Source organism: Streptomyces sp. UW30, from assembly GCF_008042075.1.
Classification (GTDB): domain Bacteria; phylum Actinomycetota; class Actinomycetes; order Streptomycetales; family Streptomycetaceae; genus Streptomyces.
The window spans coordinates 103,826-115,439 of the sequence record NZ_RDBN01000008.1 but is presented as its reverse complement, the minus strand read 5'-3'; the positions used below and the strand labels follow the sequence as shown (position 1 = coordinate 115,439).

12 protein-coding genes are annotated in these 11,614 nt (G+C 72.1%); 10 read left to right on the top strand and 2 right to left on the bottom strand.

The window, feature by feature from the left end; all coding sequences use genetic code 11:
• Positions 1-77 precede the first annotated feature (77 nt).
• From EAO75_RS08490 to EAO75_RS08470, 5 genes are read left to right on the top strand one after another with little or no spacing between them, the layout of a single operon-like run.
• Positions 78-959, top strand: a complete 882-nt coding sequence (locus tag EAO75_RS08490; protein ID WP_261989198.1) for an ABC transporter ATP-binding protein — start codon at positions 78-80, stop codon at positions 957-959.
• Complete coding sequence (locus EAO75_RS08485) at positions 956-1,756, top strand: ABC transporter ATP-binding protein (protein WP_147994438.1); 801 nt, start codon at positions 956-958, stop codon at positions 1,754-1,756. The genes EAO75_RS08490 and EAO75_RS08485 overlap by 4 nt, the downstream gene beginning before the upstream one ends.
• Complete coding sequence (locus EAO75_RS08480; RefSeq protein WP_147994437.1) at positions 1,753-2,649, top strand: branched-chain amino acid ABC transporter permease; 897 nt, start codon at positions 1,753-1,755, stop codon at positions 2,647-2,649. Before EAO75_RS08485 ends, EAO75_RS08480 begins: the two co-directional genes overlap by 4 nt.
• Positions 2,642-3,781 carry a branched-chain amino acid ABC transporter permease gene (locus EAO75_RS08475; RefSeq protein WP_410092217.1) on the top strand — a complete coding sequence of 380 codons (1,140 nt, stop codon included), beginning with the start codon at positions 2,642-2,644 and terminating at the stop codon, positions 3,779-3,781. The genes EAO75_RS08480 and EAO75_RS08475 overlap by 8 nt, the downstream gene beginning before the upstream one ends.
• Entirely contained in the window at positions 3,778-5,073 is a 1,296-nt protein-coding gene (locus EAO75_RS08470; RefSeq protein ID WP_187284348.1) for an ABC transporter substrate-binding protein, read from the top strand. The genes EAO75_RS08475 and EAO75_RS08470 overlap by 4 nt, the downstream gene beginning before the upstream one ends.
• A 58-nt stretch (positions 5,074-5,131) precedes the next feature.
• On the opposite strand, the gene EAO75_RS08465 is transcribed toward EAO75_RS08470, so the two are convergent.
• Positions 5,132-5,770 (bottom strand): TetR/AcrR family transcriptional regulator, encoded by a 639-nt coding sequence (locus EAO75_RS08465; RefSeq protein ID WP_147994436.1) that lies wholly within the window; start codon positions 5,768-5,770, stop codon positions 5,132-5,134.
• Positions 5,771-5,839: 69 nt separating this feature from the next.
• Here EAO75_RS08465 and EAO75_RS08460 point away from each other — a divergent pair, with 69 nt between their 5' ends.
• Entirely contained in the window at positions 5,840-7,444 is a 1,605-nt protein-coding gene (locus EAO75_RS08460; RefSeq protein ID WP_147994435.1) for an FAD-binding oxidoreductase, read from the top strand.
• Between the two features lie 24 nt (positions 7,445-7,468).
• Here the strand turns inward: EAO75_RS08460 and EAO75_RS08455 are convergent, their stop codons facing one another.
• Positions 7,469-8,539: an AI-2E family transporter gene (locus tag EAO75_RS08455; RefSeq protein WP_147994434.1), complete on the bottom strand. Its 1,071-nt coding sequence runs from the start codon at positions 8,537-8,539 to the stop codon at positions 7,469-7,471.
• Positions 8,540-8,713: 174 nt separating this feature from the next.
• On the opposite strand from EAO75_RS08455, the gene EAO75_RS08450 reads away from it, so the two are divergent.
• The 4 genes from EAO75_RS08450 to EAO75_RS08435 all read left to right on the top strand — a co-directional run bounded on the left by EAO75_RS08450 (position 8,714) and on the right by EAO75_RS08435 (position 11,598).
• Positions 8,714-9,664 (top strand): alpha/beta fold hydrolase, encoded by a 951-nt coding sequence (locus EAO75_RS08450; protein WP_261989197.1) that lies wholly within the window; start codon positions 8,714-8,716, stop codon positions 9,662-9,664.
• Positions 9,665-9,728: 64 nt separating this feature from the next.
• The gene (locus EAO75_RS08445) at positions 9,729-10,508 is read left to right on the top strand and encodes an alpha/beta fold hydrolase (RefSeq protein ID WP_147994433.1); all 780 of its coding nucleotides are present in this window, start codon (positions 9,729-9,731) and stop codon (positions 10,506-10,508) included.
• Between the two features lie 81 nt (positions 10,509-10,589).
• On the top strand, positions 10,590-10,952 hold the full coding sequence (locus EAO75_RS08440) for an ArsR/SmtB family transcription factor (protein WP_147994466.1): 363 nt from the start codon (positions 10,590-10,592) through the stop codon (positions 10,950-10,952).
• Positions 10,945-11,598 (top strand): SRPBCC family protein, encoded by a 654-nt coding sequence (locus EAO75_RS08435; RefSeq protein WP_147994432.1) that lies wholly within the window; start codon positions 10,945-10,947, stop codon positions 11,596-11,598. Before EAO75_RS08440 ends, EAO75_RS08435 begins: the two co-directional genes overlap by 8 nt.
• The last annotated feature ends 16 nt before the right edge of the window (positions 11,599-11,614 follow it).

Below are 11,614 nucleotides of genomic sequence, written 5' to 3'. Positions count from 1 at the left end.
CGCCCGTGCTGTCGTGGGCTGCCTCCCCCCTCCCCCCCGAAGCACCGTGCCTGACCGCACGGACCCGAGGAGCCGCGATGCCCGAAGCACCACCGGACGAAGAGGCCGCCCTGTACGTCGAGGGCCTGGACGTGACCTATGGCCGCGCACTGTCCGCCCTTCGTTCCGTGTCCCTGACCGTCCCGCACGGCGCGGTCGTCGCCCTGCTCGGCCCCAACGGCGCCGGCAAGACGACCCTGCTGCGGGCGGTGTCGGGCACCCTGCGCCTGCACCGCGGCGCGGTCACGGCCGGCCGCATCCGCTACGGCGCCACGGAACTCGACGGCCGCGACCCGGTGGCGGCGGTGCGCGCCGGCGTCGTCCAGGTCCCGGAGGGGCGCAGGGTGTTCGCCGGGCTCACCGTCGACGAGAACCTGCGCACCGGCGGCCTCGGCCTCGGGCGGCGACGGCCTGCCCAGGTCGCCGAAGCCCGGGACCGGGTCTTCGCGCTCTTCCCGCGCCTGGCCGAGCGCACCCGGCAGGCCGCCGGGCTGCTCTCCGGTGGCGAGCAGCAGATGCTCGCCATCGGCCGCGCCCTGATGGCCGCGCCGCGCCTGCTCCTGCTCGACGAGCCCTCCCTCGGCCTCGCCCCGCAGATGGTCCACCGGATCGCCGAGGTCGTCCGCGAGATCAACGCCCAGGGGACCGCCGTCCTGCTGGTCGAGCAGAACGCGGGCATGGCGCTGTCCCTCGCCGACACCGCCCACGTCCTGGAGGTCGGCGAGGTCCGGCTCTCCGGGCCCGCCGACGAACTCGCCCGCACGGACGCCGTACGACGCCTGTACCTGGGCGAGACCACCGAGGCGACCGACACCACCGAGCCCGCCGACACCTCCAAGTCCACGAAGTCGACCGGGACTGACAACACCGCCGATACCACCAGCACCACCCCGACCACCGAGGGGCAGGGAGCCGCGTGACCGCCCGTACCACCGCGCCGCCCGAACTCGCCGTCACGGACGTGACCGTCCGCTTCGCCGGGCTCACCGCCCTGGACGCGGTGTCCTTCACCGTCGCCCCGGGCTCGGTCCACGCGCTCATCGGACCCAACGGAGCGGGCAAGTCCACCTGCTTCAACGTGCTGTCGGGACTGTGCCGCCCGGCCGCCGGCGCCGTACGCCTCGGCGACGCCGAACTGACCCGGCTCGCACCCCACCGCATCGCCGCCCTAGGAGTCGCCCGCACCTTCCAGAACATCGTCACCACCCAGGGCACCGTCGCCGACAACCTCATGCTCGGCCGGCACGCCCTGTCCCGGGCCGGGTTCGCCGCCAGCGCGCTGCGCCTGCCGCACGTGCGCCGCGAACAGCGCGAACACCTCGCCCGGGCCCGCGAGATCGCCGAACTCACCGGTCTGGGGCAGCACTTCGACAGTCCCGTCACCCTGCTCTCCTACGGCGACCGCAAGCGCGTGGAGTTCGCCCGCGCCCTGTGTCTGGAGCCCAGCGTCCTGTTGCTGGACGAACCGGTCGCCGGGATGAACGCGGCGGAACGCGCCCGCACCGTCGAGGTCGTGCACGCCGTACGCGCCGAACTCGGCCTGTCCGTCGTGCTGGTGGAGCACGACATGGGTCTGGTGATGCGGCTCGCCGACGAGGTCACCGTCCTCGACTTCGGTCGCGCCATCGCGCACGGCACCCCGGACGAGGTCCGCCGCGACCCGGAAGTGCTGCGCGCCTACCTCGGCACCGGGGCCGAAGAGGAGGACGCGGCATGACCACCTTCCTGGACAACGTCTTCAACGGCCTCGCCCTCGGCGCGGTCTACGCCCTCGTCGCCCTCGGCTTCGTGATCATCTTCAAGGCGTCCGGCGTCATGAACTTCGCCCAAGGCTCGCTGCTCCTGCTCGGCGGCTACCTCACCGCCGTACTCCACGACGACCTCGGCTTCGCCGGGGCCCTCGCGGTGGCCGTCCTGGTGACCGCGGCCGTGGCAGGCGCGATGGACCGCTTCCTGCTCCAGGCCGGCGGGACGGACCCGCACTCCGCCCATGTGCAGACCATCGTCACCATCGGCGTCGACATCGTCATCCTCACCGACCTGTCGCGGCGCATCGGCGGCGACCTGCTCTCGCTGGGCGACCCCTGGGGCGACTCGGTGAGCGGGCTGGGGCCGGTGACCGTCGCCGACAGCCGGATCGCCGCGATCGTGGTCTCCACCGTGGTCATCGGCGCTGTCTTCGCCCTGTTCCGGTACACGTCCTGGGGTCTGGCGCTGCGCGCCTCGGCCGAGGACGTCGAGGCGGCCGCCCTGATGGGGGTGCGGCTGGTGCGGGTGCGCACCCTCGCCTGGTGCCTGGCCGGAGCGCTGGCGGCCCTGGCGGCCGTCTTCCTCGCGGCCTTCCCCGCGCCCGGACTGGAGCGTACGACCGGGCAGATCGCCCTGAAGGCGTTTCCGGCGGCGATTCTCGGCGGGATGGCCTCGCCGCCCGGTGCCCTCGCGGGCAGTCTGCTGATCGGCCTGACCGAGGCGCTCGTCGCCGGCTACCAGTCGGATCTGCACGTCCTGGGTGAGGGGTTCGGCGACGTCGCCCCCTACGCGGTGATGGTGCTGGTGCTGCTGGTGCGGCCCACCGGGCTGTTCGGCGGAAAGGCGGCGGTCCGTGTCTGAGCGACTCTCCCGCACCCGAGCCGTCCGCCTGGGCTGGGCCGCCGCATGCGTCGCGGTCCTGTGCGCACTGCCCTTCTACCTCGACGCGTTCTGGTTGCGCATCGGCCTGTTCTCGATGGCCGCGGCCGTCGGCGCGGTGGGCCTGGGCCTGCTGTCCGGCACTGCCGGGCAACTCTCCCTCGGCCACGCCTTCTTCCTGGCCGTGGGCGCCTACGGCTACGTATGGCTGGCCGGTGAGCCGGGACCCGGGCTGCCGACCGCGCCGGCCGCCGTCCTCGCAGTGCTGCTGGCCGGCGCGGCGGGCGGGCTGTTCAGCCCCGTCGCCGGCCGCCTGCGGGGCGTCTACCTCGGCGTCGCCACCCTGGCCCTGGTCTTCCTCGGGCACCACGTCCTGCTCACCGCGGACTCCGTCACCGGCGGTTTCAACGGCCGCTCGGTGCCGCCGCTGGAAGTGGGCGGCTTCTCCTTCTCCGCCGACTCCGAACTGACCCTGCTGGGCGTGCCGTTCGGCGCCGAGGAACGGCTGTGGTACCTGGGACTCGCGCTGTTCGCGGTCACCTGGTTCACCGCCCGCGGACTGCTCCGCGGCCGTCCCGGACGCGCCCTGGTCGCGCTGCGCGACAGCGAGACCGCCGCCGCGGTGATGGGCGTCGACGTCTCCCGGTACCGCTCGGCGGCCTTCGTGGTGTCGTCGATGTACGCGGGCATGGCCGGAGTGCTCCTCGCCCTCTCCTTCCGCCGCGTGGTGCCCGACTACTTCGGCCTGGTGCTGTCGGTCGACTACCTCGCCATGATCGTCATCGGCGGACTCGGGTCGGTGGCCGGAGCCACGGCCGGTGCCGTCTTCGTCACCGCGCTGCCCCTGCTGATGACCCGTTACGCCGACCAACTGCCGCTGGTGGCCGCTCCCGGCACCACCGACGGCACGGTGGGCCCCACCGAGGCGGCCCGCTACCTCTACGGCGCGGCGATCGTCCTGATCCTGCTGTTCGCCCCCGACGGACTGCACGGCCTGGTCCGGCGCCTGCGCGCTCGCCTGCCTCGCCGCCGAACCGAACCACCACCCGCGCACCCCGACTCCCCGTCTCCCCGACCCGCGCCCGCCGTACGAGCCAAGGAGCCCACCCCGTGAAGCCCACGCACGACCACACGCACCGCGCCGCACCGCGCACCAAGACCCTTCTGGCCGCGGCCCTGGCGGCCCTGCTGCTCGCGGGCACCGGATGCAGCTCCAAGGCGAACTCGTCCGGCACCGCCGACGACGGCGCCGACGGCGTCAAGTCCGGGCCCGGCGTGACCGACAAGGCCATCAAGCTCGGCGCCCTGACGGACCTCACCGGCCCGTACGCCACCCTCGGCAAGAGCATCGTGCAGGCCCAGCAGATGTGGGCCGACGAGGTCAACGCCCGCGGCGGCATCTGCGACCGGCGTGTGGAGATCGTCGTCAAGGACCACGGCTACGACGTCCAGAAGGCCGTCACCGCCTACGCCGACATCTCCGCGGACGTCGTGGCGCTGCCCCAGGTCATAGGATCGCCGGTGATGGCCGCGCTGCTCGACGACCTCGAGCGCGACAAGGTGCTGACCTTCCCGCAGGCCTGGGCCGCCTCCCTGCTCGGCCGGGACTCCGTACAGGTCCTGGGCACCACCTACGACATCGACATGATCGCCGCGGTCGACTTCCTCACCCGCACCAAGGGCTTGGCGAAGGGCGACACGATCGGCCACGTCTACTTCGAGGGCGACTACGGCGCGAACGCGCTCGAAGGCTCGCAGTGGGCCGCGAAGAAGGCGGGCCTCAAGGTCGTCGGACAGAAGATCAAGGCAACCGACACCGACCTGTCCGCGCAGGTCTCCGCGCTGCGCAAGGAGGGCGTGAAGGCGATCCTGATCAGCGCCGGACCGGCTCAGACCGCCTCATTGGTCGGGGTCGCGGCCTCCCGGGGACTGAAGGTGCCCGTCGTCAGCAGCGCACCCGGCTACGCCCCGCAGCTGATGAAGACCCCGGCCGCGCCCGCCCTCGCCGCCATGCTGAACGTCGTCAGCTCCGCACCGGCCGTCAGCTCCGACCTGGCCGGCGTACGCAAGATGGTCGCCTCCTACCAGAAGAAGTACCCGGACTCCCTGGTCGACGCCGGCGTGCTCTCCGGCTACAACGCCGCCCAGTTGATGGGCGCCGACCTGGAGCGGGCCTGCGAGAGCGGCAGCCTCGCCCGGGAGGACGTGGTCAAGGCGCACCGCGCGCAGTCCAAGGTCGACGTCGGTCTCGGCACCGCGCAGAACTTCTCCGACAAGGCGCAGCCCGCGGCGACTTCGACCTACGTGCACAAGCCGGACGCCAAGGCGGTCGGCGCGGTGGTCAACGTGGAGGACGCTCACACCTCGCCCGGCGTCGAGGAGTACCTCGCCTCCCGGAAATCGTGACCCCAGGGGGCGAGGCCGAGTTGGGCCTCGCCCCCGCTCGCAGGGCCCCGGGTGCGGCCTACGCCTGGTCGCCGTCGGCGGGGCCGAGGGAGCGGGCGGCGGCGAAGATCCGTGCGCAGCGTCGCGTCATGGCCGCGGGGGACTGGTCGGGGTGGTTGATCCACCAGCGGACCAGGGCGGTGCACAGGCCGCGCCAGGCGTACTTGAGGGCGTCGGCGTCGAGCGGGTCACTGGAGCCGGCCCCCTGCAGGAGGTCGGCGGTGCCGGTCGCGGCGAGGTCGTCGATGGCGCCGCGGTAGTACGCCGCCCGGTGCAGGGCCTCGCTGTCGGGCGGCAACGTGGCGTCGTAGAGGACGAACCAGGCGTCGCGCTGCCCGTCCAGTGCGGTGAACAGGGCGTCCAGCACACGCAGGGAGGTGGGCGGTGCCTCGGCGGCCGGTTCGGCCATCGCGGTGCGGACGGCGCCCAGCAGCCGGTCGCCGATCGGGTCGAGGCAAGCGAGGTAGAGGTCCTGCTTGCTGCCGAAGTACTGGTGCAGCAGCGGCTTGGTGACACCTACCCGCGCGGCGATGGCGGCCATGGTGGTGGCCTCGTAGCCATGACGGCCGAACTCCTCGGTGGCCGCGGTCAGAACCTGCCGTTCGCGCGTGGCTCTCGGCACGCCCTTGGTGCCGGCCTTGGAGGAGTGCGTTGTCATGGGCGCGATCTTACCCTACGGTAATTTACCGTTGGGTAAATTCCTTGGACCCCTGCTGGGAGCACACTCATGCCTGCCACCGCGACCGACCCCGGCACCTCCCGCACCCGCTCCTGGTGGGGCTGGGGCTATACCGACGCTCATCCCGACGACGCCGAGTGCGTCGCGATGGGCACTCTGCTGCCGGGCACCCTGGTCCGCCCGTCGCCGATACCGCGGGTCGCCGACCTCCCCATCGGCCGCCCCGGCGTTTCGCCCCCGTCCGCTCTGGCACACCTGGTCACCACCGATCCAGAAGCGCGCGCCGCCCACGCCATGGGCAAGGCCTACCGCGACGTCATCCGCGCGCTGCGCGGCCGACCGGGCCGTATCCCCGACCTCGTCGCCCGCCCGACCGACGACCAGGGGGTGGCCGACCTGCTGGACTGGGCAGGCGAGCACGGCGTCGCCGTCATCCCCTTCGGCGGCGGCTCCTCGGTGGTCGGCGGCGTGGAGTACCGCGGCGACACCCACCGGGCCGTGCTGTCGCTCGACCTGACCTCGATGGACAGGGTCCTGGAGATCGACACCGTCGGCCGCTGCGCCCTCATCCAGGCCGGGGCGCTCGGTCCCGTGCTGGAAGGACAGCTGCGGCCGCACGGCCTGACGCTGCGCCACTTCCCGCAGAGCTTCGAGTTCTCCACCCTCGGCGGCTGGCTGGCCACCCGGGCCGGCGGCCACTACGCCACCGTCCACACGCACATCGACGACTTCGTGCAGTCCCTGCGCGTCGTCACGCCCGCCGGAGCCGGCACGTCCTGGCGGCTGCCCGCATCCGGCGCCGGACCGTCGCCCGACCGGCTGTTCCTCGGCAGTGAGGGAACGCTAGGCGTCATCACCGAGGCGTGGATGCGGCTTCAGGAACGCCCCCTGCACAAGGCCTCCGCGTCCGTGGCCTTCACCGACTTCCACCGTGCGCTGGACGCCGTGCGGGCCATCGCCCAGTCCGACCTCGCCCCGGCCAACTGCCGCCTGCTCGACCCCGGCGAGGCACTGCTCTCCGGCGCCTCGCACGACGGCTCCTGCGTCCTGGTCCTGGGCTTCGAGTCCGCCACCAACCCCGTCGACGACCGCCTCGCCACCGCCCTGGACCTGGCCCGCGCCCACGGAGGCCGCGGCAAGGCTCCGACCGCGGACCGCGACACCCGGGCGGACGCGGCCGTGAGCGCCTGGCGCTCCGCCTTCCTGCGCATGCCGTACCTGCGCGACGGCCTGGCCCGCATGGGCGCCGTCGTGGATACCTTCGAGACCGCCGCCACCTGGGACAGGATCCCCGCCCTGATCGAAGCCGTCCGCACCGAGGTCGGCGCCGCCGCCCTGAAGGCCACCGGCCATGAGGCCACCATCAACTGCCGCTTGACCCACGTCTATCCCGACGGCGCCGCCCCCTACTTCACCGTGGCCGTCGCGGGCCGCCCGGGTGACGAAGTCGCCGTCTGGGACGACATCAAGGCCGCCGCGAGCGATGTCCTGCACCGACACCGCGCGTCCATCACCCACCACCACGCCGTCGGCCGCGACCACCGCCGCGGCTACGACCTCCAGCGCCCGGCCCCCTTCGCCCTGGCCCTGCGGGCCACCAAGAACGCCCTGGACCCGCACGGCATCCTCAACCCGGGCGTGCTGCTGGACTGACGGCAAGCGGGTGGGGCGGGCCGGCTACGGGCCGGCGTCCGCGGTCCGCCTCCCGCCCCCTTCCGGGCCTTCGGTACGGCCGCGCAGTGCCTGGTGGACCGACCAGAAGACGGCTACGAACGGGACGGCCACGATGGCGCCGATGAACCCGGCGGCGATGGCACCGCCGACGACGGCGAAGGCCACGACCACCGGATGGAGGCGCACCGCCCAGCTCATCACGATCGGGTGGAGCAGATGGCCCTCGATCTGTCCGATGATCACGATCAGGGCCACGACGATCAGAGCGGTCACCGGTCCCTTCGTCGCCAGTGCGACGACGGCCGCGACACCCAGGGCGATGGGTGAGCCGATCAGCGGGATGAACGCGGCCGCGAACTCCAGCAGTGCCAGCGGTACGGCGAGGGGGACGCCGAGGATGAGCAGCGCGATGCAGACGAGGAAGGCGTTGGTCGCCGCGACCAGCAGGATGCCGCGCGTGTAGCCGGTGAAGGTCCGCCAGGCGGCCCGGCCGGCGACGGTGAGGTGCCGGCGGGCCGTCGCGGGGAGCTGGTCGCAGATCCACTGCCACTGGCGGTCGCCGGAGTGGGTGAAGAAGACCGCGCAGAACAGGGCCAGGGCGAGCACGGTCAGGACCTCCAGCAGTCGGCTCGCGCCGCTGACCGCCTCGCTGATGAGGGTGGAGCGGTGGCTGGAGACAAGCTTGCCGATCCGGGACTGGAGGTCGTCGAAGGTGTTCGCGGGGAGCCGGAAAGGAGGCTCCTCCAGCTGGCGTTCGATCCGGTCGATACCCGCCACGAACTCCCTCTGCAGCCCTCTGCGCTGCCCCGCGACGATCTCACCGACCAGGGCCAGCCCTCCGAGGACGACGACGATGCCGCCGATGACCGCGGTGGCGACCGCGAGCGGACGGGGCACGTGGCGGGCGAGGAGGTCGGCCACGGGGCGCAGCAGGGAGGTCAGGACCAGGCCCAGGAAGACGGCGACGGCGATCCGGTGAAACTGACCGAGCACCGAGAAGGCGGCACGCACGACGATGGCGACGACGATGATCCGCCATGCGTACGCGGCGGCGGTCCCCAGCCAGCCCGGCACGCGCGATTCCGCGCCGCTCGGGCGGCCGAGGGGTGGGGCAGGACCACCACGGCCCTGCGCCCGCTGCGTCACCGTCTCGACCCGGCGAGGGTCGAGGAGATCCCGTTCCGTGCGGGCGACGGCACCCGCCTCGGCCTCACCCGCGTCGACCCCGGCGACCAGGGCCGCCCCGCCGTGCTGCTCCTGCACGGGCACACCGCCTCGGCCGACATGTTCCTGCTGCCCGAGACGCGCAACCTGGTCGACGTCCTCCTGGACGAGGGCTACGAGCCCTGGCTGCTCGACTGGCGCGGCAGCTGCCGGCTGCCCTACAACGAGACGGGCCGCCGCTACACCTACGACGACGTCGCCCTCTACGACATCCCCGAGGCCGTCGCCCACATCCGCACCCGCATCGGCGACCGCCCGCTGTTTGCCGTCGCCCACTGCATCGGCTCCCTCACGCTCTCCCTGAGCATGACGGCCGGCCTGGTGCCGGGCCTCGCGGGCGTGGTGTCCCAGGGCGTCTTCCTCACCCCGAAGCTCGCGGGCCGCACCTCGCTGCGCATGAGCCTGGCCGGGGAGCTGCTGAAGTCCCGTATCGACCACATACCCGTTGACTTCCGCAAGGTCGGCCTGTGGTCGAAGTACACCCCGCTGTTCGCCCTGGCGTCCCGCAAGGCCGACTGCCCGGACCCCACCTGCCAGATCCTGCACAACTCGGCCTGGGGAACCGGTGCCTCCCTCTTCGTCCACGAGCACCTGGCCGACACCACCCACAGCCGGCTCGCCGAACTCCTCGGCCCCGCCCCGCTGTGGATCCTGCCGCACCTGCGCCGCATCGAACTGGCCCGCACCGTCGTCCGCTGGCACGACACCGACCACCGCTACCGGGCCCTGCCGCAGAACGCCCTGGACGCGGCGGCCCGCATCGACACGCCCGTCCTGCTCCTGGCCGGCAGCGAGAACGGCCTGTGGCTCGACTCCCAGCGGCTGTGCCACGACGTCCTCGCCCACCGCCAGCCGCAGCTGGACGTGAGCTACACCGAGATCCCCGGCTACGGCCACCTGGACACGTTCCTCGGCAGAGGAGCGGCCCTCGACGTGTTCGGGCACATCCTCGACTTCCTGGGCGAACGCCGGTGACGGCAGCCCGTCGCGCCGGATACCGTACCGCCCAGTAACCGCACCGCACGCCAGGAGGCGACCCATGCCGCAGCTCGAAGTCGACGCAGCGACACTGACGTACGACGACGAGGGCCCCCGCGACGGTGAGGGTGTGCCCCTGGTGTTCGTCCACGGCTGGACGGCCAACCGGCACCGCTGGGACCACCAGATGGCCCACTTCGCCGAGCAGCGGCGCGTCGTGCGGCTGGACCTGCGCGGGCACGGCGAGAGCTCGGGGGCCGGAGCGCGCAGGATCGACGACCTGGCCAAGGATGTGCTAGCCCTCCTCGATCACCTGAAGATCGAGCGGTTCGCGATCATCGGCCACTCGATGGGCGGCATGATCGCCCAGACCATCGCCCTCGCCCACCCCGAGCGGGTCGAGCGCATGGTGCTGGTGAACTCCATCGGAAAGATGGCCTACAGCCGCGGCCGCGCCCTGCTCATGGCCGCCTCGACGCTCGCCCCCTTCAAGTTGTTCGTCGCCACCAACATCCAGCGCGCCTTCGCCCCCGGCTACCCGCGCGAGGAGATCCGTGAGTACATCCGCGCCTCCGCCGACACTCCCCGGGAAGTCGTCATGACGCTCTACGGCGCCATGCGCGCCTTCGACGTGCTGGACAAGGTCGGGGAGATACAGGTGCCGACCCTGATGGTGCACGGCTACCACGACATCCAGCTGCCCCTGGCCCAGATGCTGCGCATGGCCAAGGGCTACCCGGACGCGGTGGTCCGTGTCCTGGACGCGGGCCATGAACTGCCGGTGGAGAAGCCCGCCGAACTGACGACGGCACTGGACCGGTTCCTCACCCGGCACGAATAGGCCATCGGGCGCTGCGAGCGGGCCCAGGCCCGCGTATGCGCTTTATTTAAGTCTTGCCTTATATAAGTGGAGGCTGGCATAGTGAATGCCGTGCACGCTTTCGATGTGCTGGGTGATCCGGTACGGCGCCGGATATTGGAGCTGCTCGCCTCGGGTGAGCAGGCATCGGGCGACATCAGTGCCGTGATCCAGGACGAGTTCGGGATCTCCCAGCCCGCCGTGTCGCAACACCTGCGGGTGCTGCGCGAGAGCGGTTTCGCGTCCGTCCGGGCGGAGGGCACCCGGCGGCTGTATGCCGTCGACGCCGCTCCGCTGCGGGAGGTGGACGCGTGGCTGGAGAGATTCCGCGGTTTCTGGGAGCAGCGGCTCGACGCCCTCGGAACGGAACTCGCGCGCGGCAAGCGCGAACGACGACTGAGAAAGGATGCGAAGGGCGATGAGTGAGATCGTCGACGAGTTGAACCGCCTGCACCGGCAGGTCGGTGTGCGCCCGGTCGAGGCGGGCGAGGCCCGCACGGTGCTGCTGCGGCGCACCTATGACGCCGAGGTCGCCGACGTGTGGGACGCGGTCACGTCACCGGAGCGGATCGGCCGCTGGTTCCTGCCCGTCACCGGGGAGTTGAAGGTCGGCGGGCGCTATCAACTGGAGGGCAACGCCGGCGGCGAGATCCTCGACTGCCAGGAGCCGACCCGGCTCCGGGTGAGCTGGCTGTACGGGCCCGACCCGGGGTTCAGCGAGGTCGAGGTGCGGCTCACGCCTCAGGGCGATGAGTGCACCGTGCTGGAGCTGGAGCACGTGGCCGTGGTGCCGGAAGGCTTCTGGGGCCAGTTCGGGCCGGGTGCGGTCGGCGTCGGCTGGGACCTCGCGTTCCTCGGACTCGGCATGCACCTCGCCGGCGGCGGGATGAGCAAGGAGGAGGGCGAGGCCTGGCAGGTCTCACCCGAAGGAAAGGCCTACGCGACGCGCTCGGGCGAGCTGTGGGGAGAGGCCTACGCCGCCTCGGGGGTCGACGAGGAGACCGTGGCGTCGACCACGGCGGCGACGATCGCGTTCTACACAGGTGCGTCGGCCGGCGACGGGCAGTCGTAGAGCACTGCGAAACTTT

What these genes read in the sequence shown, in the direction of transcription:
- EAO75_RS08480 (WP_147994437.1), top strand. Translation starts at nt 1,753, where the DNA reads ATGACCACCTTCCTGGACAACGTCTTCAACGGCCTCGCCCTCGGCGCG.
- EAO75_RS08445 (WP_147994433.1), top strand. Translation starts at nt 9,729, where the DNA reads ATGCCGCAGCTCGAAGTCGACGCAGCGACACTGACGTACGACGACGAG.
- EAO75_RS08435 (WP_147994432.1), top strand. Translation starts at nt 10,945, where the DNA reads ATGAGTGAGATCGTCGACGAGTTGAACCGCCTGCACCGGCAGGTCGGT.
- EAO75_RS08490 (WP_261989198.1), top strand. Translation starts at nt 78, where the DNA reads ATGCCCGAAGCACCACCGGACGAAGAGGCCGCCCTGTACGTCGAGGGC.
- EAO75_RS08465 (WP_147994436.1), bottom strand. Translation starts at nt 5,770, where the DNA reads ATGACAACGCACTCCTCCAAGGCCGGCACCAAGGGCGTGCCGAGAGCC.
- EAO75_RS08460 (WP_147994435.1), top strand. Translation starts at nt 5,840, where the DNA reads ATGCCTGCCACCGCGACCGACCCCGGCACCTCCCGCACCCGCTCCTGG.